This window comes from Amycolatopsis sp. NPDC098790 (genome assembly GCF_044759945.1).
Classification (GTDB): domain Bacteria; phylum Actinomycetota; class Actinomycetes; order Mycobacteriales; family Pseudonocardiaceae; genus Amycolatopsis.
Genome location: NZ_JBIWAI010000006.1, coordinates 148,407 through 170,320 on the forward strand (window position 1 = coordinate 148,407; position 21,914 = coordinate 170,320).

A 21,914-nucleotide genomic window follows, 5' to 3' on the forward strand; every position below is an offset into this window, starting at 1 on the left:
CGCCGCGTGCCCCCACGACGACAGCGGGCCGCCGTGCTCGCTCTGCTGGGTCCGCTACTGGTGAGCGGCGCGCGGCCGCGAGTGCACGCTCGGCGAGCCGGAGCGTAAGAGTTCCCTAATCCCCGGCTCGCCTGATCACCGGCCGTCCCGGGTTATCGTCGGCCGGTGCTCGGATCACGTTGGCTGCGCGGTTTGCTCTTCGCCCTGCCGGGGCTGCTGCTCGCCGGCTTCGGTGCCGTGCATCCCGCTGTCCTCGATGCGGCCACGGCGTCGTGGTGGGCCGAGCTGCACGTCCTGCTGCTCCCGGTTTTCCCGTTGCCGGCCGTGGCGCAGTGGTTGCTGCTGACCTCGGCGCCGCCGTGGCTGCGGTGGCCGGGGCGGCTGGCGGCGTTCGGTTTCGCGGTCTTCTACGGCGGGCTCGACGCCGTCGCGGGGATCGCCGCGGGCACCGTGGTGCACGCCCAGCACGGGGCCACGCCGGTCGTCGGTGCCGTGTTCGGGGTCGGTGACCTGCTCGGCCACCTCGGCGCGGGCTGCTTCCTCGCCGCCAACGCGCTGATCGTCTTTGCGGCGATTTCGCGGGCGAGGTGGCGGGCGGTGCCGGGTGCGGTGATCCTCCTGGGCGCGAGTGTGTCCTTTCTCGACAGTCACATCTTCTGGCCGCGCGGGGTGGTCACGATGATCGGTGTCGCCGTCGGCACGTCCTGGTTGTCGCTCGCCGGCGCACGACCGGATGGAGGGGAAACGAGATGACCCGAACGCGGCGCCTGCTCACGCGGCCCTGGTTCGTCGGAGTGCTGGTGGCCGGGCTGGCCGGAGTCGCGGCGGGCCTGTACTGGTTCCAGCCCTGGCGGCTCTGGGTGGACGAGACGGTGCAAGAAGCCCTGCCGGCCGGCGCGCCGACGTCACAGCCCTCGGTGCCGCGGCAATCAGTGCCGCAGCAACCGGCCGAACTCGCTTCCGGGACGCTGATCAGCCACGAGCACCGGACCACCGGCACGGTCCGGATCCTGCGCGCGGCCGACGGCTCGCTCGTGCTGCGGTTGGAGAACCTCGAGACCAGCAGCGGCCCGGACGTGCACGTCTGGCTCACCGACGCGCCGGTGAAGCCGGGCAAGGACGGCTGGGGCGTGTTCGACGACGGCAAGCACGCCGACGCGGGCAAGCTCAAGGGCAACAAGGGAAACCAGAACTACCCGCTGCCCGCCGGCACCGACCTGGCCGGCTACACCAGCGTCAGCCTCTGGTGCGACCGCTTCGACGTTTCCTTCGGAGCGGCGGAGCTGACCACCCCGGGCGCCTGACCTCAGTTCTCGAACAGCCGCAAGGCACTGAGCCAGATCGCCCACGGGTTCACGCGGTCCGGGTAGCGCTGCTTCATCACCGTGAAGAACCCGGCGCGGTCGTCGGTCTGCTCGAGGACGGCCGCCGCCGTGTCGAGGTAGCGGCGTGTCTCGTCGATGTCGGATGCCGGGTCGCCGCGGCGGGCGTCCTTGTGGCCGGCCACCACGAAACGCGGCTGCAAGCCGGCCACCTTGTCGAGGGCGCGGTGCCACGCGTCCAGGCCGCCGTCGCGGCCTTCGCCGAGGTACTGGTGCGTGTTGTTGTAGACCACGTCGCCGGCCACCACGAGGTCCAGTGACGGCACGTGCAGGACAGTTGTGTCGTCGGTGTCGGAGTGGCCGACCTCGTGGACGAAGACCTCGTGTCCGTCCAGCTTCAGCCCGCCGGCCGGGAACGCCGCGCCGTGGACGGTCACCGGTGGCTCCGGGAGAGCGTCGCCGAAGAAGGTCTGGTACCGCTCGGAAATCTCGCCGCCGGGAGTTTCGCGGGCGATGCGGGCGAGGACCGCTTCGCCGGCCACCACCGTCGCGTCCGGGAAGTGCCGGAGCAGGTGGTTCGTCGTCACGAAGTGATCGAAGTGGGCGTGGGTCAGGAAGATGTAGCGCAAGGCCACGTCGTGGCCCTCGACCCACTCGATGAGCCGGTCGGCCTGCGTCCGGGTGATCGGCGGGTCGGTCAGCAACGCCTCGGTCCCGCCGTGGATCAGCGTGTGGGACAGCGTCGACCACCGCGAGGGGCCGTCGTCCGGGCGGGGCGGCGTGGCCACCGGGGCCGTGTCCGAGACGAACACCTCGTAGCGCAGCGGGCTCGGGAAGCTGGTCATGGTCGATCCCTTCGTTCAGCGATGACAGAACCATACGGCTTACGACTACGTCATCGCAAAGGTCGTGAGGGGTTCGTCACGCCAACGATTCGCCAGCGAACGGGCTATGCTTGCGTCATGAACGCCCCTGACCACACCCGGTTCCGGGTCGCGGTGGCGCCCGGGGAGCTGCGGATCGTCCAGGAGCTGCTGAACTCCGCGTCGATCTCGAAGGCCGGCGGCGACGTCCCGGACCTGCTGGACGCGCCGGACACCGCGGCGCGCTGGCTGGCGGCCTACGGCATCCCGGGCGACAGCCCCGGGGTGGGCGACCTGCGCACCCTGCGCGACGCGCTCCGGCGGTCGCTGATCGAGCGCGACCACGATCCGGCAGGCGACACCACCCCGGCAGCCGTCGAAACCACCGTCCGCGTCCGGCTCGACGCCGACGGCGCCGTGCACATCGGACCGGGCTCGACGGGCATTCCCGCGCTCGGCGAACGCGTGCTCCTGGCGGTGCACGAAGCCCAGCTCACCGGCGCGTGGCGCCGGGTCAAGCTGTGCCGGAACCCGCAGTGCCTGGTGGCGTTCTGGGACGGTTCCCGCAACACCAGCGGCGTCTGGCACGACGTGCGCACGTGCGGCAACGTCGCGAACCTGCGGAAGTCCCGGGCCCGGCGCGCGGCCCGGGCGGCCACGGCGGAAAGCTGACGCGCCGGACCGGGCACGCGAGGTGCGACTGTCCGAAGTGGACTACCGCGGCGCGGCCGTGGTGCGCCGGGGGACCAGTTTCGGCGACAGCTTGATCTGGGCCGCCGGCCGGGTCCGGTCGGCGATGCGCTCCAGCAGGAGCCGGGCGGCCGCGGTGCCGATGTGGTGGCCGGCCTGGTCGACGCTGGTCAGCGAAATCGGGCCGAGAGCGGCGAAACTCGTGTTGTCGTACCCGGCCAGCGAGATGTCTTCGGGGACGGACAAGCCCGCCTCCGAAAGGGCGGTCAACGCCCCCATGGCGACGATGTCGGCGCCGGCGAAGATGGCCGTCGGGCGTTCGGCCCTGGCGAGGATCTGCTGCGTCCCGAGGTAGCCGCCCTCCTGGGTGTAGCTGGTCGAGACGACGTCGACCGGCAACCCCCGGTCCCGCATGGCTTTGCGGTAGCCGTCGGCGCGGACCGCGTTGGGCATCTCGGCGAGGCGGGCGGGGTCGGTCTCGTGGTGCTCGATGTGCGCGATGCGGCGGTGGCCGAGGCCGGCGAGGTGGTCGACGACGAGCTCGGCGCCGATCGTGTCGTCGTCGGTCACCGTGTCGTAGCGGGCCGAGCGGGTGTGCCGGCCCACCACCACGGTCGGGACGGTCCCGGCCAGGCGCTCGAGCCGTGCCTGCGACATGACCGGGGCGATGAGGACCAGGCCGTCCATGCCGCGGTCGACCATCGCGTCCGTGAGCTTGGTTTCGTCGGTTTCGTTGTCGCAGCTGGGGCCGAGCAGGACGTGGTAGTCGGTGTCGCGCAGCGTGTCGGTGAGGCCGTCGAGGATGTCCGGGAAGAACGGGTTCCGGATGTCCGGCAGCATGACGCCGATGGTGTAGGTCTGGCCGCGCAGCCCGCGGGCCGCGGCGTACGGCCGGTAACCCAGCTCTTCGATCGCCTGCTGCACCTTCGCGCGCATCGCGGGGCTCGCGCCGTAGGCGTTGCGCAGCACCTTCGACACCGCGGTCGTCGAGACGCCCGCGTGGCGGGCGACGTCGACGATCGTCACCCGCCGGTGCTGCTCCGCTCGATCCATGTGGAGAACGTTACCTGCCGCACGCAAGCTGTACACCAGGTGTCTTGACTCACACTCGCCGGGCTCTTAAAGTCAGCCGCACTCTTTGATGGGCAACGTTACCCAAAGCTCTCCGAGACCTGGCCGAACCGTTCGTTCGTCAACTTGAAACGTTCAAACAAGGTGGGCGCCAATGACTGCCGCCATCAAGGAACCGCGGGCGGAAGCTGCGGCCACGCCGGCCCGTCGTCGCGGCGGGCCGAGCGGGGTGAACGGCCGGGGCGTCCCGTGGTGGTTCACCGTCCCGGCCCTGCTGCTGTTCGCGTTCGTGGTGCTCGTCCCCAGTGCCCGGGGCGTGTACTACGCCTTCACCGACTGGGACGGCCTGTCCCCGGACTTCTCGTGGGTCGGCTTCGGGAACTTCGCCGACATGGTGGCCGACCCGGCGGCCACGCAGGCGCTCTGGCACACGCTGGTGATCGCGGTGGCGATCACGGTCCTCCAGAACGGGATCGGGCTCCTGCTGGCCCTCGGGGTCACCACGATCATCAAGTCCCGCAACGTGCTCCGCGTCTTCCTGTTCGCGCCCGCGCTGGTCACCCCGATCGTGTCCGCCTACCTGTGGCGCAACCTGCTGGGCCCGGACGGCGCCGTGAACAGCCTGCTCGGCGTCGTCGGCCTCGGCTCGTGGCGGCAGGACTGGCTGGGCGACCCGGACATCGCGCTGTGGTCGGTCGTGGGCGTGATCGTGTGGCAGTACGCCGGCTACTCGATGGTGATCTTCGTGGCCGGCCTGCAGTCGATCCCGCGCGAAATCCACGAGGCGGCCGCCATCGACGGCGCCGGGGCGCTGCGGCGGTTCCGCTCGGTGACCCGGCCGCTGCTGGCGCCGGCGTTCACGATCAACCTGATGCTGTCGATCATCGGCGGGCTCAAGCTGTTCGACCAGGTGTACGCGCTGACCGGCGGCGGGCCGGGCCACGCGACCGACACGCTCTCGACGTTGATCTACAAGGACGCTTTCACCCTCGGGGAGTTCGGGTACAGCATCGCGCTGGCGCTGGTGCTGGCCCTGATCGTCTCGGTGGTGTCGAGCGGGCAGTACTTCGGGCTGTCGCGAGCCGAGAAGGCGACGTCGTGAACCGGTACCGCGCCCGCACGCTCACCCTCGAGCTGGTGATGATCGCGGCCGGGCTCGTCTTCGCGTTCCCGGTGTACGTGCTGGTCAACCTGGCCGTCCGGCCGCCGTCGGACACCTCGTCGCCGCTCGCGCCGACGGCGTCCCCGACCTTCGGCAACTTCACGCAGGCGTGGCAGCAGGGTGCGCTCGGCGGCGCGCTGGCCAACAGCGTCCTGGTCACGGTGGGGTCCGTGGTGGTCATCCTGGCTGTTTCCGCGCTCGCGGCCTACCCGCTGGCCCGGGTGGCCGCGCGGTGGTCGCGGTGGACGTTCCTGCTGATCCTGCTGGGCCTGGTGCTGCCGTTCCAGCTGGCCGCTTTGCCGCTCTACCAGACGATGCGCGACCTCGGCCTGCTCGGGACGCCGTGGGCGCTGATCCTCTTCTACTCCGGGCTGCAGGTGCCGTTCACGACGTTCCTGTACGTCGGGTTCCTGCGCGCGGTGCCGCGCGAGTTCGAGGACGCCGCGCTGATCGACGGCTGCACGACGCTGCAGGGCTTCCGGTACGTCGTGCTGCCGATGCTCAAGCCGGTCACCGTGACCGCGCTGGTGCTCAACGCGGTCGCGGTGTGGAACGACTTCTTCACCCCGCTGCTGTACCTCAGCGGCGGCGCGCAGCAGACGCTGCCGGTCGCCATCGCCGGGTTCGTCGGCCAGTACGTCTCCGACTGGAACCTCATCTTCGCCGCGCTGGTGATCAGCGTCGTGCCGATCCTGGTCGTCTACTTCGCCTTGCAACGCAGCATCATCAACGGTTTCGCCGGAGGGCTCAAAGGATGACGGACACGCTGACGCCGTACGCACTCCAGACCGAGCAGCGCCACGAACCCCTCGGCCTCGGCGAGCCGCGCCCGCGGCTGTCGTGGCGGCTGGCGAGCGACCGCCACGGCGCCGCGCAGAGCGCCTACCGGATCACCGCGGCCGACCGCGCGGCCGACCTCGACGACCCCGCGCGGCTGCTGTGGGACAGCGGCCGCCGCGAGTCCGGCGACGGCGTGCTCGTGCCGTGGGACGGGCCGGTCCTGCGCTCGGCCACCCGCTACCACTGGCGCGTCGAACTCTGGGACGAGACCGGTGCCGCCGCGGGCACGGGGGAGAGCTGGTTCGAGACCGGCCTCCTGCACCGCGAAGACTGGACCGCGGTGTGGATCGGCCGCGACCCCCACGCGCAACCGGCGTTCGACCCGCCGACGGACCACGACCGGCCGCTCGGCGAGCCGCCGCTGAACCTGCGCCGCGAGTTCGCGCTGACGCGGGAACCGGTGCGGGGCCGCCTGTACGCCACCGCGCACGGCGTGTACGAGGCGTCGCTGAACGGGGTGCGCGTCGGCGACGTCGAGCTGGCCCCCGGGTGGACCGAGTACCACCACCGGCTGCAGTACCAGACCTACGACGTCACCTCGCTGCTGCGGACCGGGGAAAACGCGCTCGGCGCGGTCGTCGCCGACGGCTGGTGGTCCGGGTTCGTCGGGTTCGACGAGCGCCGGGCCGCCCGCCACTACGGCGAACACCCGGGCTTCTTCGCCCAGCTCGTCGTCGACTTCGCCGACGGCTCCCGCCAGGTGGTGGCGACGGACTCCGCCTGGGCCGAGCGGCCGGGTGCCGTCCGCTTCGCCGACCTGCTGCTGGGCGAGCACGTCGACGCGTCTGTTGTGGACGGACCGGGCCGGCCGGTGACCGTGCTCGGCACCGAGCCGGGACCGCTGGTGGCCGAACCCGACGCGCCGATCCGCGTCACGCGGGAGGTGGCACCGATCTCCGTGGTGGAACGGGAACCCGGGCGGTGCATCGTCGACTTCGGGCAGAACCTCGTCGGCCGGGTGCGGCTGACCGTGCGCGACGCACCCGCCGGCCGCCGGATCGTCCTGCGGCACGCCGAGATCCTCGACGACGGCGAGCTGTACGTGACGAACCTGCGGCGCGCCACGGCCACCGACAGCTACGTGTGCGGCGGAGAGCCGGTCGAGGTGTTCGAGCCGCGGTTCACCGTGCACGGCTTCCGCTACCTGGAGGTCACCGGGTACGCCGTCTCGGCGGACGACGTGGTGGCGCGGGTGCTGCACAACGACACCCCGTGGACGGGGTCGTTCGCGTGCTCCGACCCGCTGGTCGACCGGTTGCAGGCCAACATCTCCTGGGGCCAGCGGGGCAACTTCGTCGCGGTCCCCACCGACTGCCCGCAGCGCGACGAACGCCTCGGCTGGCTCGGTGACGCGCAGATCTTCGCGCCCACCGCCAGCCGCAACGCCGACGTCTCCGCGTTCCTGGCGCGGTGGCTGGCCGACGTCGTCGACGGCCAGGACGCCGACGGCGCGTTCGGCGACGTCGCCCCGCGCATCGCGATGCCCCGCGAGGCCGCACCGGCCTGGGGCGACGCCGGCGTGATCGTCCCGTGGCACCTGTACCGCACCTACGGCGACCGCCGCGTGCTCGAACGGTGCTTCGCCGCGATGGTCGCCTGGGTCGGCCACATCCACCGGCACAACCCGGACCTGCGCTGGCGCCACCGGACCGGGAACTCCTACGGCGACTGGCTGCAGATCGACGTCACCACACCGCGGGACGTGCTCTCGACGGCCTACTTCGCCCGCAGCGCGCAGATCGTGGCCGAGGCCGCCGAGGTACTGGGCCGAACCGGCGTCGCGGCCGAACACCGCGCCCTGCACGCGGACATCCGCGCCGCGTTCATCGAGTCCTATGTGGACGAAGACGGCGCGGTCGAGGGCGGCACCCAGACCGCCTACCTGCTGGCGCTGGCCTTCGGCCTGGTCCCGGACGGCCTGGTCCGCGCCGCCGTCGACCACCTGGCGGCCGACGTCGAAAAGCGCGGCAACCGGCTCACCACCGGGTTCGTCGGCGTCGCCCTGCTCTGCCCGGTGCTGGCCGACCACGGCCGCGACGACCTCGCGTACGCGCTGCTGCAGCAGGAGGAGTTCCCGTCGTGGGGCTACTCGATCCGCCACGGTGCCACCACGATCTGGGAGCGCTGGGACGGCTGGACCGAGCACGGCGGGTTCCAGTCCGCCGCGATGAACTCGTTCAACCACTACAGCCTCGGCAGCGTCGGCGACTGGCTCTACGGCCGGGTCGCGGGCATCGACCAGACCGCGTCTTCGGTCGCGTACTCGGAACTCCGGCTGCGACCCCTGCCCGGCGGCACGCTCACCTGGGCCCGGGCCGAGCAGGAAACCGCCCGCGGCCGGGTCGCCTGCGGCTGGGCGCTCGACGGCGACCGGATCACCGTCACCGCCGACGTCCCGCCGGGGGCCACCGCCGTCCTGGAAGTCCCCACGACCGACCCGGCGAGCATCGCGAGCGAGCACGGGACCCGGACCGGCACCACCCTCCGGCTGACCTCCGGCCACCACGTCGTCACCGCCACCTCCCCGAAGGAGCTGCCATGAAGATCCGCCACGTCCTGCTGGCCGTGACGACCGGCGCCGCGCTGGTCGCCTGCAGCGGCGGCACGAACGCCGCCGGCACCGGTGGCACGCAGACGCTTTCGCTCGCCTCGGTCGACCAGGGGTCCATCGAGGACGTCGTCAAAGCGTTCGAAGCGGCCAACCCCGGGGTGAAGGTGAACTTCACGACCGGCGGCGCCGACCAGTTCCAGCAGCAGATCCGCACCCAGCTCGCGTCCGGCACCGCCCCGGACGTCATGTCGGTGTGGCCGGGCAACGGAAACCCCGGCACGGTCACCGTCCTGGCCAAGGGCGGCTACTTGAAGGACCTGTCCGACCAGCCGTGGGTCGCGAAGTTCCCGCCGGTGGTCAGCGAGGTCGCGCAGTACCAGGGCAAGACGTACAACGCGATCTACGGGATCAACGGCATCGGCGCGGTCTACAACCAGGAGGCGATGGCCAAGGCGGGCCTCACGGCACCGGCGACGTGGACCGAGCTGCTCGCGTTCTGCCGCGCGGCCAAGGAGAAGGGCACGCCGGCGTTCGCGCTCGGCATCCAGGACAACTGGGTCACGCAGGTCGCCCTGTACCCGCTGGCGGCCACCCTGGTCTACGGCCCGGACCGCGAGTTCGAGAAGAAGATGGCGGCCGGCCAGACTTCCTTCGCGAGCTCGCCGTGGGCGGCCGCGTTCGCCAAGTACGGCGAAATGGACCAAGCGGGCTGCTTCCAAGAGAACCCGCTCGGCACCAGCTACGAGGCCAGCCAGAAGCTGGCCGCGACCGGCAAGACGCTGGGCATCATCCAGGGCAACTGGGTGATCTCGCTGCTGAAGAAGCAGAACCCGAGCGGCACGTTCACCCTCAAGCCGGTCCCGGCGGGCGACGACCCGGCGCGGACGATCGTCCCGGCGGCGGCCGGCGCGGGCTACGGCGTCAACGCGAAGGCCAAGGACCCGGAGCTGGCGATGAAGTTCATCAGCTTCGTGATGTCCCCGCAGGGCATGAACCTGTTCGCGGAGAAGCAGGGCGGCCTCCCTGCACTGCCGGACACCGGGTTCAAGCTCGACCCGTCGCTCACCGAGCTGTCGGCGTACCTCGGGCAGAACAAGACGGTCCCGTTCATGGACCAGCTGTGGCCGAACCCGAAGGTCCAGCAGACGATGCTCACCGGCATCCAGGAGGTGTTCAGCAAGCAGTCCACCCCGGACAAGGTCCTGGCGGCGATGGACGCCGACTACAAGGCGGGCGCGTGATCGGGTGTTAGCTTGGCACCATGCTGGTGGGCGCGCACGAGGTCGAGGTGTTCGAGGGGGCCAGGGCGCGGCTGGAGGCGATCGCCTACCGGCTGCTCGGCTCCGCGAATGATGCCGAGGACGCAGTGCAGGACACGTTCCTGCGCTGGCAGGCCGCCGACCGCGCGCTCATCGAGACACCCGAAGCCTGGCTGACCAAGGTGCTCACCAACCTCTGCCTCACCCGGCTCACCTCCGCGCGGGCCAAGCGGGAGACCTACGTCGGCCAGTGGCTGCCCGAGCCCGTCTTCGCCGGCGATCGGATGCTCGGCCCGTCGGACACCGCCGAGCAGCGTGAATCGGTCTCGATCGCGCTGCTGACGCTGATGGAACGGCTCTCGGCCAAGGAACGCGTCGTCTACGTGCTGCGGGAGGCGTTCGGGTATTCGCACGGCGAGATCGCCGAAGTGCTCGACCTGACCGAGGCGAACTGCCAGCAGATCTACCGGCGCGCGAAGCAGCACCTGGCGACCGATCGGCGCCGGGTGGCGGTCGACGCGGGCGCGGCCCGCAAGATCGTCGAGGAGTTCCTCGCCGCGGCGCTCAGCGGGCGGACCGACTCGCTGGTGAAGCTGCTGACCGACGACGCGACCAGCGTGGGCGACGGCGGCGGCGTGCTCTTCTCGCTGCCGCGGCCGATCACCGGCGCGGTGCGGGTGGCGAGGTTCCTGCGCGGGCTCTTCGAGCCCAGCGCGGCCAAGTGGGAGCTGATCGGCGGCAAGCCCGTCCTGTTCGCCGAGGTCGTCAACGGCGTGCCCGCCCTGGTGCTGGTGGTCGGCGAGCGGGTCGCCGGCGTCGTCTCGCTGGACGTGACCGCCGACGGCATCGCGGCCGTCCACGCCCAGGTCAACCCGGCCAAGCTCGCCCGCGTCACGCGTCAGTGGGCCACCGCCGGGCACGGGGAGCCGCTCACCGGCGCCTGGTGACCCGGATCACACCGCGCTCCTGTCAGGTTTCGCGCCGCTGCCCGGTTCAGGGAGCGACACACGAGCCGGACAGGAATGAGGGAAACCATGAAGCACCGCATCGTCGTCCTCGGGGCCGGGTACGCCGGGGCCAACGCGGCCGGGCGCCTGGCCAAGCGGCTGCACCCCGCCGGCACCGAGGTCACGCTCGTCAACGCCGACCCCGAGTTCGTCGAACGCGTCCGCATGCACCAGCTCGCGACCGGCCAGGACCTGCGGCACCGCGCCCTGACCGACGTCTTCGCCGGCACGGGCGTGCGGGTGCGGACCGCGCGGGTCACCGCGGTGGACGTCGACCGCAAGACCGTCGCCCTCGACGACGGTGAGCTCGCCTACGACACGCTCGTCTACGCCCTCGGCAGCGCGGCCGCCGACTGCGGCGTCCCCGGCGTCGCCGAGCACGCTCAATTCCTCGCGAGCAAGCAGCAGGCGCTGCGGCTGCGTGCGCGGCTGGCCGGTCTTGCCGCGGGCGAAGCCGTGCTCGTCGTCGGCGGTGGCCTCACGGGGATCGAAGCCGTCACCGAGATCGCCGAAGCGCGCCCGGATCTCGACGTCGCCCTCGCCGCCCGCGGCGGCCTCGGCGACTGGCTGAGCGAGAAGGCCCGGCGTCACCTGCGCAAGGCGTTCGACCGGCTCGGCATCACCGTGCACGAGGACACGGACATCGCGGGCGTCGAGCCGGACGGCGCGGTGACCGCGGACGGCCGCGTGCTCCCGGCGCGCGTGACGGTCTGGACGGCCGGGTTCGCCGTGCACCCGATCGCCGCGGCGACGACGCTGGAGGTCTCCGCGACGGGCCGGATCGTCGTCGACGAAACGATGCGGTCGGTGTCGCACGCGGACGTCTACGCGGTCGGAGACGCCGCGCTCGCCCCGGGCGCGAGCGGCTCGCCGCTGCGGATGTCCTGCGCTTCGGGGGTGCCAACGGCCTACCAGGCGGCCGACGCCATCGCCGCCCGCCTGACCGGGAAAGCCCTGCCGGAGAACAAGATCGGCTACACCGCCCAGTGCATGAGTCTCGGCCGCCGCGACGCGATCGTGCAGTGGGTGACGCCCGACGACCGGCCCAAGCCGTCCGCGGTGACCGGCAGGACGGCCGCGCGGATCAAGGAGATGATCTGCCGGGCCGCGGCTTGGAGTGTCTCGCACCCGACGTCGATGCTGCCGGCGCGCCGGCGTCACCTCGCCACGGAACCCGCCGCGATTTCCGCGTAGCCCGATCAGTCCTTTCAGCCAGTGAAAAGCCGGATGGCCGTCGCGGTGGCGGGGGTGAGAGCTTCGGGGAGCCGTCCCCGATCGAAGGAGCTCTGAAACGCCATGGCCGCGTTCGCCCGGAACCAGTGGTACGTCGCCGCTTACGGCCGCGAGGTCGGGCGCGAGCTGTTCGCCCGCACGGTGCTCGGCGAGCCGATCGTCTTCTACCGCACGGAATCCGGTGAGGTCGTCGCGCTCGCCGACCGCTGCGTGCACCGCCGCTACCCGTTGTCCGAGAGCCGCCTCGACGGCGACCAGGTCGTCTGCGGCTACCACGGCTTCACCTACGACCGCGCCGGTTCGTGCGTGTCCGTCCCCGGCCAGAAGCGGATTCCCCGCACCGCGCGGGTTCCGTCCTACCCCGTCGTGGAGCAGGACTCGTTCGTCTGGGTCTGGATCGGCGAGCGCGACCTCGCCGATCCGGCGGCGATCCCGCGTGCGCCGTGGCTCGCGGACCCGGCCTACACGACCGTGAGCGGGAGGGAACCGCTCGCCGCGCGGTACGAGCTGCTCGTGGACAACCTGCTCGACCTCTCCCACGAGACCTACCTGCACGGCGGCTACATCGGGACGCCGGAGGTGGCGGAAACGCCCATCACCACCGAGGTCGACGAGGACCGCGGGATCATCTACGTGAGCCGGCACATGGCCGACGCCGAATGCCCGCCGTTCTACGCGAAGTCGACCGGCATCGAAGGCCGGATCACGCGCTGGCAGGACATCGAGTACCACCCGCCGTGCCTTTACCTGCTGCACAGCCGGATCGCGCCGGTCGGCGTGCTGCCGAACGACGACGGCACCGACCCCGGCGGCTTCCACGTCGAGGTCGTCTACGCGATCACCCCGGAGACCGAGCACAGCACGCACGACTTCTGGGCCGTGGCCCGGGACTTCGCGCTCGGCGACGAAGGCGTGTCCGGCTTCCTGGCCGAGAACAACCGCACGGTGGTGCTGCAGGACGTGCGCGCGCTCGACATCCTCGAACGCGTGATCGCCGCGGAACCCGAGGGCTACCAGGAGCTTTCGGTCAACATCGACACCGGGGGCCTGGCCGCGCGGCGCATCCTCGCGAAGCTGGCGGCCTCGTGAGCACCCGCGTGGCGATGCTGTCCGGCGACACCGTGGTCCGCATCCACTGGAAGCTCGGCACCGACGTGCTCGTCGGGGTGTGCCACTGCGGCGCCGAGCACGAGTCGGAGGACCCGGTGGAGCTGTGGGACTGGCTGCTGGCCCACCCCGGCGGCCACGACGGGCGGGAACGATGAGCGGTCCCGAGCTGGAAGTGGTTTTGGCGCACAAGGAGCGCGTCGCCGACGACGTCGTCCGGCTGACCCTGCGCGACCCGGACGGCGCGGCGCTGCCGGCGTGGGAGCCGGGCGCGCACCTGGACCTGGTGCTGGGTCCTGATCTCGTGCGGCAGTACTCGCTGTGCGGCGACCCGGCCGACCGGTCGGTGCTGCGGGTGGCGGTGCTGCGGGAACCCGACGGCCGCGGCGGGTCGGCGCACGTCCACGAGCGGCTGGTGGCCGGGGCGACCCTGCGCGTGCGCGGCCCGCGCAACCACTTCGCGCTCGAACCGGCGCCGCGCTACCTGTTCGTCGCGGGCGGGATCGGCATCACGCCGCTCGTGCCGATGATCGCCGCGGCCGAGGCGGCGGGCGCCGGCTGGCGGCTGCTGTACGGCGGCCGCACGCGGGCGTCGATGGCGTTCGCCGCCGAACTGCGGGAGCGCTACGGCGACCGCGTCGAGCTGGTCCCGCAGGACGAACGCGGCCTGCTCGACCTCGACGCGGCACTGGCCGCCGAGCCGGGGGCGGCCGTGTACTGCTGCGGCCCGGAGCCGCTGCTGGCGGCGGTGGAGGAGCGCTGCGCGCCCGGCACGCTGCACGTCGAGCGGTTCACGGCGAAACCGGACACCGAGGCGAAAACCGCGTTCGAGGTGGAGCTGGCGCAGTCGGGGCGCACCCTCGCGGTGCCGGCGGACCGGTCGGTGCTCGAGGTCGTGGAGGAGTCCGGCGTGGCGGTCCTGTCGTCGTGCCGGGAGGGGACGTGCGGGACGTGCGAGACGGGGGTCCTGGCGGGCGTGCCCGACCACCGCGACGCCGTGCTCACCCCGGCCGAGCAGGACGCCGGCGACGTGATGATGATCTGCGTGTCGCGCTGCGCCGGTTCGCGGCTGGTGCTGGACCTGTGACGCGCCGGGTAGCGTGAGGCGATGACCCGGCGAGCCGAGCACGGCGCCGGCACCTCGGTGACGAGCAAGGTGCTGGCGCTGCTCGAGGCGTTCACGCCGGACGCCCCCGAGCTCAGCTTGAGCGAACTGGCCCGCCGTTCGGGCGTTTCGCTGGCGACCGCCCACCGGCGCGCGGCCGAGCTGGTGGAGTGGGGTGCGCTGGAGCGCGACGCCGCGGGCCGCTACCGCGTCGGGCTGCGGCTGTGGGAGGTCGCGTCGCTCGCGCCGCGCGGGCTCGGCCTGCGTGACGCGGCCATGCCGTTCCTCGAAGACCTGTACGAGGTGACGCACGAGAACGTCCAGCTGGCCGTGCGCGAGGGCCTCGAGGTCGTGTTCGTCGAACGCATCGCCGGCCGCGACGCGGTACCGGTCTGGACCCGCGTCGGCGGCCGGTTCGCCCTGCACGCCACCGGGGTCGGGCTCGTCCTGCTGGCCCACGCGCCCGCGGCCCTGCAGGAGGAGGTCCTCGGCGGGACGCTGCGGACGTTCACGCCGAAGACGGTCGCGGATCCGGCCCGGCTGCGCCGCATGCTCGCCGACGTCCGCAAGCTCGGGTATTCGGTGAGCGACGGGCAGGTGACGGTCGACGCGCTGTCCGTCGGCGCCCCGGTGTTCGCCGCGGACGGGAGTGTGGTGGCGGCGGTGTCGTTGGTGGTGCGGGCGGGTGGTGCGTCGGCGGGTGGGTTGGCGCCGTTGGTGATGGCGGCGGCGCGGGGGATCGGGCGGTCGTTGGCGGGTGGGTCGCCGCGGGTGTTCCCGGCGGGGCGGCCGCGGTGAGTGGCGCCTCCACGACCCCCGCGACCGGGCGCGAGTGACACTTTCGCGGCGGCGGTGTCGCTCGTCGTGCGTATCGGGGCGCGTCGGTGGGTGGGTCGGCGCCGTTGGTGATGGCGGGGGATCGGGCGGTCGTTGGCGGGTGGGTCGTCGCGGGTGTTCCCAGCGGGGCGGCCGAGGTGAGTCGCGCTTCCACCACCCCCGCGACCAGGCGCGAGTGACACTTTCGCGTGAATCGCCACGGGCGGGCGCGCCGGCGGGTTATCGTCTGCCTCCGCGAGGGGGACACGGCGAGGGGGAGCGGCGGGGATGGACGACACCTGGAGCGTGCCCGGGTACGCCGAAGTGGACGTGCTCGGCAGCGGCGGCTTCGGGCGGGTCGTGCTGGCCAAGCACGAGTCCACCGGGCAGCTCGCGGCGATCAAGTACCTGCGCGCGGAGTTCCTCGCCGACGCGCGGGTCGCCGGCTCCTTCCGGCAGGAGGCGTGGCTGCTGTCCGGCGTGCGGAGCCCGCACGTCGTCCGCCTCTTCGACTTCGTCGAGACGCCCCAGGGCGCCGCGCTGGTTATGGAGGCGGTGCCCGGCGTGTCGCTGCGCGCCCTGCTCGTGGCGGAGAACGTCCTGGCGCCCGAGGCGGCGCTGGCCATCCTGAAGGGCTCGCTGCTCGGCCTCGCCGACGCGCACGCGGCCGGCGTGGTCCACCGGGACTACAAGCCGGGGAACGTCCTGGTGTCGCGGGAAGGCGAGTCGAAGCTGGTCGACTTCGGACTGGCCACTTTGGACGGACACAACGGACTGACCGCCGGATCCCCGTCCTACATGGCGCCGGAGCAGTGGGCGGGCCAGGCGGGGATGCCCGCCACCGACGTCTACGCGGCGACGTGCGTGTTCTACCAGTGCGTCACCGGGCACCGGCCGTTCGACGCGGACACGCGCGAGCAGCTGCGCGCCCTGCACGGCGGCGCGCCGGTGCCGATGGACGCGGTGCCCGAGCCGCTGCGCCCGCTGATCGCGCGGGGCATGGCGAAGGACCCGGCGTGGCGGCCGGCGACCGCGGGTGCCTTCATCACCGAGCTGGAAGCCGTCGCGCGCAAGGCGTACGGGAAGAACTGGGAGAAACGCGGCTGGAAGCGGCTGGCCACCTCGGCCGCGGCCCTGACGGCGCTGACGCCGTTGGCGCTGCTGACCACCGCGGGCACGGCCGCCGCCCCGGTCGCCGCGGCCGGTGCGGGTGCCACGGCGACGGCCACGGGCACCGGAACGGGGCTGACCGCGGCGATGGCGGGCAAGGTCGCTGCCGCCGTCGTGATCGCCGGCGGGCTGGTCGCCGGTGGGGTGCTGCTCATCCCGAACGGGGACGACCCGCCCGCGCCGCTGACGGTCGCTCTGCAGACGACGTCCGGAAAGGACCCGGCGCTGCCGATCGGCTACGAGCTCCAGTACCCGCAGGTGGCAGGCGGCGCCGACGCCGCGCTCCGGCAACGGATCAACGACGCGCTGCGGGCACCGGTCGACAAGCGGCTCGAGTCCATTCACGACGGTGTCGCCGAACCGAGCACGCTCGAGCGGGTCCGGCAGGAGGGCGAGACGCTCCGGGTGCACTCGTCCGCGCGTGTCCTGCGGCAGGCGCCGGGCCTGCTTTCCGTGCGGTACGACCACGATCTCGACTCGGACGTGCTGGCGCACACCACCTGGCGGTTCCCCGAAGCGCTTTCCGTCGACCTCGCCACCGGGCGGGTGCTCGGTCCGAAGGACGTGTTCCGGCCCGAAATCCTGACGGCGGCGGGCATGCGGACCCTGACCGAGCGGCTGTCCCCGCACACGAAGAACGGGTTCTGCACCGTGCCCACCGTCGCCGGGGACGCGGAGCGGCGGGTCGGCATCGACGCCGCGGACAGCACCGGCGGCGGTGACCACGTGCCGGCCGCGACGTTCGGCTTCACCGACGCCGGCGCCGAGTTCGAGGTCCTTTGGTACGACCTCGGCTGCGCCACGGCGGCCGGGTCCGAGACTGTCGTGCTGCCGTACGCCGAGCTGGGCGACCTGCTGCAGCCGAAGGTTCTGACGATGCTGGGCAAGACGGCCGCTCCGGCCACGACAGCGTCCTCGAAGAAGACCGCGCCGCCGACGTCCGAGCCCCCTGCCGCCGGGAACACGTACACGAACGCCCGTTTCGGGTTCACCACGCTGGTCCCGCCGGGCTACACGGCGTCGTCGTGGGTGCCGGAGAACGGCGAGGGGATGCGGTTCACCGACGCCGGCCTCGGCGCGACGCTGACGGTGTGGGGAACCAACTCGGCGGGCGCGCCGGCGGGCAAGCTGGCCGAGCTGATCGCGTCGGTGGAGGGCAACGGCGGCCGGGTGACGTTCCGCTCCGCCGACCGGAACGGCTACACGGTCTCCGGTTTCCAGGGCGACGGCCGGATCTTCTACGAGCACGAAGCCAGCGGAGCGGGGTCGGCGGCCGGGCTGCGCTGGGTCTACCCGGCCGCCCGCAAGGCCGAACTCGACGAACCCGTCACCGACACCGTCGAAGGCTTCCGGCCCGGCGACCTCTCCCGGCCGCATTGAACCCCGTCCGGTCGCCGCGCACCCGGTCGCCGGTTAGGGTGCGCTGTGAACCTTCGGACCCTGCGTTACTTCGTGGTGCTCGCGGAGGAGCTGAACTTCACCCGCGCCGCCGAGCGGCTGCACCTCGCGCAACCCGCGCTGAGCCAGCAGATCCGCGGGCTGGAAAAGGAGCTCGGGGCGCAGCTCGTCGACCGGGGCCGCCGTCCGCTGCGGCTGACCGAGGCCGGCAGCTACCTCTGCACCGAGGCGCAGCACATCCTGGCCTCGTGCGAGCAGGTCGCCGTCGGGACGCGGGACATCGGGGCCGGGGAACGGGGCTGGCTCGCCGTCGGGTTCACACGCTCGTCGATGTACAGCGTCCTCCCGCCCGCGCTGAAGGCGTTCCACCACGCGCACCCGCGGGTCGAGCTCAAGCTGTTCGAAATGGTCACCGAGGACCACGCGGACGCGCTGCGCGAGGGCCGGATCCACGTCGGCATCGGCCGGCAGCCCGCCCCGGTCGCCGGGTGCACGACCCGGATCCTGCTGCGCGAGCCGCTGGCGGTCGTGCTGGCGCCCGATCACCCGGCGGCGGCCGCGCCGGAGGTGCGGCTCGCCGACCTGGCCGACACCCCGCTGATCCTGTTCCCGCAGCAGCCTTCCGCGCGGTTCGCCCGGTCGGTGGAAGCGCTGTTCCGCGACGCCGGGTTCGTCCCGTCCGTCGCGCACCGGACGTTCGAGATCCAGACCGCGATCGCCCTGGTCGCCGCCGGGCTCGGGATGACGTTCGTCGGTGAGTCCGTGGCGGCGCACGGCCGCGCGGACGTCGTCTACCGGCACGTGAGCGGACTGGCGGGCGAGCAGGGGATCAGCACGCTGGCCGCGACCTACCGGTCCGCCGAGCCGTCGCCCCACCTGCGGGAGTTTTTGGACTGTTTGCCCGGATCGGGCGCCACCATAAGCCAGGGCGAATAGTAGAAGACGATCCTGGTCTTGGACCCCGGCTCCGGCGGCTTCCTAGCATCGGAGGACCTTCCCGCCGCAGATCGCTGAGGTCGACGATGACTGATCGGCTCGAAAAGACGACGATCAAGAAGCTGTACACGCGCTTGATCCCGCTGCTGTTCGTGATGACGTTCGTGAACTACCTGGACCGCATCAACATCGGCTTCGCCCAGCTGGAAATGGGCGAGCGGCTGAAGATCGACCCGGCCGCGTTCGGTTTCGCCGGCAGCATCTTCTTCCTCGGCTACATGCTGCTCGAGGTGCCCAGCAACCTGATCCTGCACCGCGTCGGCGCCCGCCGCTGGATCGCGCGGATCCTGCTGACGTGGGGGGTCGTGTCGGCGCTGACGGCGTTCGTCTTCAACGACACCAGCCTGTACGTGATGCGGTTCCTCCTCGGGGTGATGGAAGCGGGGTTCCTGCCCGGCGTCGCGGTGTACGTGGCGCAGTGGTTCCCCGTCCGGCACCGGGCCCGTGCGGTCGGCGGCTACATCATCGGCAGCGCGGTCGCGGCCGTGGTGGGCGGACCGCTGTCGACGGCGCTGATGACCTACGCCGACGACCTGCTCCGGCTGGCCGGCTGGCAGTGGATGTTCCTCGTGGAAGGCGGCGCCGCCGTCGTGCTGGGGCTGTGCGCGTGGAAGTGGCTGACCGACCGGCCCGCCGACGCCCGCTGGCTCGAGCCGGAGCAGCGCGCCTGGCTGGAGTCCACACTGGACGCCGAACGCGGCGACGAGGCGCGTGTCCCGGTGCGCCGGGTCGTCGGCGACAGCCGCGTGTGGAGCCTCGCGATCCTGTTCGGCTGCGCCCTGGTCGGGATCTACGGCCTGCTGCTGTGGCTGCCGCAGATCATCAAGAGCCTCGGCCACCTGAGCACCCTGCAGGTCGGCTTCCTCTCGGCCGTCCCGCCGCTGCTCGGCGTCCTGGGGACGCTCGTCGTCAGCCGCAGCTCCGACCGCACCGGGGACCGCAAGAAGCACCTCGCGTTCGTGTACGGGGCGAGCGCCGTCGCCATCGCGGGAAGCGCTTACGTGCCGAACCCCGTTGTCGCGTACGGACTGTTGTGCGTGACCGGCTTGTTCATCTACGCGGGCAACCCGTTGTTCTGGAGCCTGGCGTCTTCGTTCCGCACCGGTGCCGCCGGGGCGGCGACGGTGGCCCTCATCAACACGATCGCGCAGTTCGGCGGGCTGGTCGGGCCGTGGAGCATCGGGCTCGTGCGCGGCTCGACCGGCAGCTTCCGCCTGGCGCTGCTGACCATCGCCGCTTTCCTCGTCGTCGCCACGGTCATCGCGCTGGTGATGCGCGTGCGGCCGAAGGACGGGACGACCACCGTCCCGGCGCCGGCCGGCGGAGAGCTGCGCGCATGATCATCGACTGCCACGGCCACTACACGACCGCGCCGCGGGAGCTGCACGATTGGCGCGCTCAGCAGATCGACGGCGGCACGGCCTCGCCGCCGGTGTTCTCCGACGACGTGCTCCGCGAGACGATCGAGCCGAACCAGCTGCGCCGGCAGACCGAACGCGGCATCGACCTGACGATCTTCTCGCCCCGGGCGGCGAGCATGGGCCACCACCTCGCGCCCGCCGCGGAAAACGAGCGGTGGTCCCGGCTGTGCAACGACCTCGTCCACCGCGTCGCGCGGCTGTACCCCGGGCGCTTCGCCGGGGTCTGCCAGCTCCCGCAGGCGCCGGGCGCGGATCCCGCGGACTGCGTCCCGGAACTGCGGCGCTGCGTGGAAGAACTGGGTTTCGTCGGCTGCAACCTGAACCCGGACCCCTCCGGCGGCGACTGGGCCGGCCCGCCGCTGACCGACCGCACGTGGTACCCGCTCTACGAAGCCATGGTCGAGCTGGACGTGCCGGCCATGATCCACGTGTCCTCTTCGGACAACCCGAACGCCCACACGACCGGCGCGCACTACCTCAACGCCGACACCGCCGTGTTCATGCAGCTGCTCGCGGGGGACCTGTTCGAGGACTTCCCGTCGCTGCGGTTCGTCATCCCGCACGGCGGGGGAGCGGTGCCCTACCACTGGGGCCGTTTCCGCGGCCTGGCCCAGAACCTCGGCCGGCCGCCCCTGGCCGAGCACCTGCTCGGCAACGTCTTCTTCGACACCTGCGTCTACCACCAGCCCGGGATCGACCTGCTGACCCGGGTGCTGCCGGCCGGGAACATCCTGTTCGCCTCCGAGACCTTCGGCGCCGTCGACGGCACGGACCCGGAGTCCGGCCACGCCTACGACGACACCCGCCGGTACGTCGAAGCGGCACTCGCGCCGGCTCAGCTCGAACGCGTCTTCGAGGGCAACGCGCGTTCGGTGTACCCGCGGCTCCCAGTCCCGCAGCCCGTCCGAACGAAGGAGCACCGTTGACCATCGGCTGGCGTCGCCACCCTGCCCCCGAACCCGTTCCGGCTGACCTCGTCGCCGCGGCCGCCGGGCTGGCCGTGTCCCTGCTGAGCGACAACATGGCCCGGGTTTCGGGCGCGGTCGGGCTGCACCACCGGCACGACGGCACGCCGATGGCGGGCACGGCGGTCACGGTCCGCACCCGCGCCGGCGACAACCTGGCGGTGTACCGCGCGTTCGGCCACTGCCGCCCCGGCAACGTGCTCGTCGTCGACGGCGGCGGCGCGCTCGACCAGGCGCTGATGGGCGACATCATGACCAGCTACGCCGAGCGCGCCGGCCTGGCCGGCGTCGTGGTCGACGGCGCGATCCGCGACGTCGCGGCCATCCGCCGCCGCCCGTTCCCGGTCTTCGCCCGCGGCGTGACGCACCGGGGGCCGCACAAGAACGGCCCCGGCGAGGTGAACGTGCCGGTGTCGATCGGGGGAATGGTCGTCCACCCGGGCGACCTGGTCGTGGGCGACGAAGACGGCGTGCTGGCGATCCCGGTCGCCGACGCCCCCGCGGTGCTCGCGGGGGCCCGCGACCAGGCGGCTCGGGAGGAGGCCGCGTTGGCGGCGATTGCGGAGGGGCGCTACGACCTGTCGTGGGTCGCCTCTCGCGAGCGGCTGATGATGGGGGAGTAACGGCTCAACCGTGCTCAGCCGACGGGGAAGGTGGTGCCGATGCCCATGCCGGTGATCCACTCCGGGAACCGGTTCGTAGCCGGTCCACGCCAACGGCCTCCCTGCGGCCACCTGGCCGATCAGCCAGCAGCGCACCTCGTGGCCGCCGCTGCCCGCCGCCTCTTCCAAGGCGTCGTGGCCGAGGCCGGCCACCGCCTCGGCGTCGCCGGCGCTCAGGCGGCCAAGGAAGCGGCCGCGTTGGCGGCGATCGCGGAGGGGCGCTACGACCTGTCGTGGGTCGCCTCTCGCGAGCGGCTGATGATGGGGGAGTAACGG

21 protein-coding genes are annotated in these 21,914 nt (G+C 72.2%); 19 read left to right on the plus strand and 2 right to left on the minus strand.

Going from position 1 to position 21,914, the window contains the following annotated elements; translation table 11 throughout:
* Positions 1–165: 165 nt before the first annotated feature.
* Both ACIQWX_RS37950 and ACIQWX_RS37955 read left to right on the plus strand, forming a co-directional pair.
* Positions 166–753 (plus strand): hypothetical protein, encoded by a 588-nt coding sequence (locus tag ACIQWX_RS37950; protein WP_400881721.1) that lies wholly within the window; start codon positions 166–168, stop codon positions 751–753.
* Positions 750–1,304: a DM13 domain-containing protein gene (locus tag ACIQWX_RS37955; RefSeq protein WP_400881723.1), complete on the plus strand. Its 555-nt coding sequence runs from the start codon at positions 750–752 to the stop codon at positions 1,302–1,304. Before ACIQWX_RS37950 ends, ACIQWX_RS37955 begins: the two co-directional genes overlap by 4 nt.
* Before the next feature lie 2 nt (positions 1,305–1,306).
* Here ACIQWX_RS37955 and ACIQWX_RS37960 read toward each other — a convergent pair whose 3' ends face one another.
* Entirely contained in the window at positions 1,307–2,167 is an 861-nt protein-coding gene (locus tag ACIQWX_RS37960; RefSeq protein ID WP_400881725.1) for an MBL fold metallo-hydrolase, read from the minus strand.
* 117 nt (positions 2,168–2,284) lie between these two features.
* Here ACIQWX_RS37960 and ACIQWX_RS37965 point away from each other — a divergent pair, with 117 nt between their 5' ends.
* The gene (locus ACIQWX_RS37965; RefSeq protein WP_400881727.1) at positions 2,285–2,857 is read left to right on the plus strand and encodes a CGNR zinc finger domain-containing protein; all 573 of its coding nucleotides are present in this window, start codon (positions 2,285–2,287) and stop codon (positions 2,855–2,857) included.
* Between the two features lie 42 nt (positions 2,858–2,899).
* Here ACIQWX_RS37965 and ACIQWX_RS37970 read toward each other — a convergent pair whose 3' ends face one another.
* Positions 2,900–3,928: a LacI family DNA-binding transcriptional regulator gene (locus tag ACIQWX_RS37970; protein WP_400881729.1), complete on the minus strand. Its 1,029-nt coding sequence runs from the start codon at positions 3,926–3,928 to the stop codon at positions 2,900–2,902.
* 172 nt (positions 3,929–4,100) lie between these two features.
* Here ACIQWX_RS37970 and ACIQWX_RS37975 point away from each other — a divergent pair, with 172 nt between their 5' ends.
* The 16 genes from ACIQWX_RS37975 to ACIQWX_RS38050 all read left to right on the plus strand — a co-directional run bounded on the left by ACIQWX_RS37975 (position 4,101) and on the right by ACIQWX_RS38050 (position 21,911).
* On the plus strand, positions 4,101–5,048 hold the full coding sequence (locus ACIQWX_RS37975) for a carbohydrate ABC transporter permease (RefSeq protein ID WP_400881731.1): 948 nt from the start codon (positions 4,101–4,103) through the stop codon (positions 5,046–5,048).
* Positions 5,045–5,866, plus strand: a complete 822-nt coding sequence (locus tag ACIQWX_RS37980) for a carbohydrate ABC transporter permease (RefSeq protein ID WP_400881733.1) — start codon at positions 5,045–5,047, stop codon at positions 5,864–5,866. Before ACIQWX_RS37975 ends, ACIQWX_RS37980 begins: the two co-directional genes overlap by 4 nt.
* Positions 5,863–8,490 carry a family 78 glycoside hydrolase catalytic domain gene (locus ACIQWX_RS37985; RefSeq protein ID WP_400881735.1) on the plus strand — a complete coding sequence of 876 codons (2,628 nt, stop codon included), beginning with the start codon at positions 5,863–5,865 and terminating at the stop codon, positions 8,488–8,490. The genes ACIQWX_RS37980 and ACIQWX_RS37985 overlap by 4 nt, the downstream gene beginning before the upstream one ends.
* On the plus strand, positions 8,487–9,740 hold the full coding sequence (locus tag ACIQWX_RS37990) for an ABC transporter substrate-binding protein (RefSeq protein ID WP_400881737.1): 1,254 nt from the start codon (positions 8,487–8,489) through the stop codon (positions 9,738–9,740). Before ACIQWX_RS37985 ends, ACIQWX_RS37990 begins: the two co-directional genes overlap by 4 nt.
* 20 nt (positions 9,741–9,760) lie before the next feature.
* Positions 9,761–10,705: an RNA polymerase sigma factor SigJ gene (gene sigJ, locus ACIQWX_RS37995; RefSeq protein ID WP_400881739.1), complete on the plus strand. Its 945-nt coding sequence runs from the start codon at positions 9,761–9,763 to the stop codon at positions 10,703–10,705.
* 87 nt (positions 10,706–10,792) lie between these two features.
* The gene (locus ACIQWX_RS38000) at positions 10,793–11,959 is read left to right on the plus strand and encodes an NAD(P)/FAD-dependent oxidoreductase (RefSeq protein ID WP_400881741.1); all 1,167 of its coding nucleotides are present in this window, start codon (positions 10,793–10,795) and stop codon (positions 11,957–11,959) included.
* 102 nt (positions 11,960–12,061) lie between these two features.
* A complete protein-coding gene (locus tag ACIQWX_RS38005; RefSeq protein WP_400881743.1) occupies positions 12,062–13,087 on the plus strand; it encodes a Rieske 2Fe-2S domain-containing protein in 1,026 nt (341 codons plus the stop codon).
* The gene (locus ACIQWX_RS38010; protein WP_400881745.1) at positions 13,084–13,263 is read left to right on the plus strand and encodes a hypothetical protein; all 180 of its coding nucleotides are present in this window, start codon (positions 13,084–13,086) and stop codon (positions 13,261–13,263) included. Before ACIQWX_RS38005 ends, ACIQWX_RS38010 begins: the two co-directional genes overlap by 4 nt.
* On the plus strand, positions 13,260–14,192 hold the full coding sequence (locus tag ACIQWX_RS38015) for a PDR/VanB family oxidoreductase (protein ID WP_400881747.1): 933 nt from the start codon (positions 13,260–13,262) through the stop codon (positions 14,190–14,192). Before ACIQWX_RS38010 ends, ACIQWX_RS38015 begins: the two co-directional genes overlap by 4 nt.
* 21 nt (positions 14,193–14,213) lie before the next feature.
* A complete protein-coding gene (locus tag ACIQWX_RS38020; protein WP_400881749.1) occupies positions 14,214–15,008 on the plus strand; it encodes an IclR family transcriptional regulator in 795 nt (264 codons plus the stop codon).
* Positions 15,009–15,314: 306 nt separating this feature from the next.
* On the plus strand, positions 15,315–17,576 hold the full coding sequence (locus ACIQWX_RS38025; protein ID WP_400881751.1) for a serine/threonine-protein kinase: 2,262 nt from the start codon (positions 15,315–15,317) through the stop codon (positions 17,574–17,576).
* A 45-nt stretch (positions 17,577–17,621) separates the two neighbouring features.
* On the plus strand, positions 17,622–18,530 hold the full coding sequence (locus ACIQWX_RS38030) for a LysR family transcriptional regulator (RefSeq protein ID WP_400881753.1): 909 nt from the start codon (positions 17,622–17,624) through the stop codon (positions 18,528–18,530).
* 86 nt (positions 18,531–18,616) lie between these two features.
* A complete protein-coding gene (locus ACIQWX_RS38035) occupies positions 18,617–19,930 on the plus strand; it encodes an MFS transporter (RefSeq protein WP_400881755.1) in 1,314 nt (437 codons plus the stop codon).
* Positions 19,927–20,937 carry an amidohydrolase family protein gene (locus tag ACIQWX_RS38040; protein ID WP_400881757.1) on the plus strand — a complete coding sequence of 337 codons (1,011 nt, stop codon included), beginning with the start codon at positions 19,927–19,929 and terminating at the stop codon, positions 20,935–20,937. The genes ACIQWX_RS38035 and ACIQWX_RS38040 overlap by 4 nt, the downstream gene beginning before the upstream one ends.
* Positions 20,934–21,599, plus strand: a complete 666-nt coding sequence (locus tag ACIQWX_RS38045; RefSeq protein ID WP_400881759.1) for an RraA family protein — start codon at positions 20,934–20,936, stop codon at positions 21,597–21,599. The genes ACIQWX_RS38040 and ACIQWX_RS38045 overlap by 4 nt, the downstream gene beginning before the upstream one ends.
* Before the next feature lie 138 nt (positions 21,600–21,737).
* A complete protein-coding gene (locus tag ACIQWX_RS38050; protein WP_400881761.1) occupies positions 21,738–21,911 on the plus strand; it encodes a hypothetical protein in 174 nt (57 codons plus the stop codon).
* Positions 21,912–21,914 lie beyond the last annotated feature (3 nt).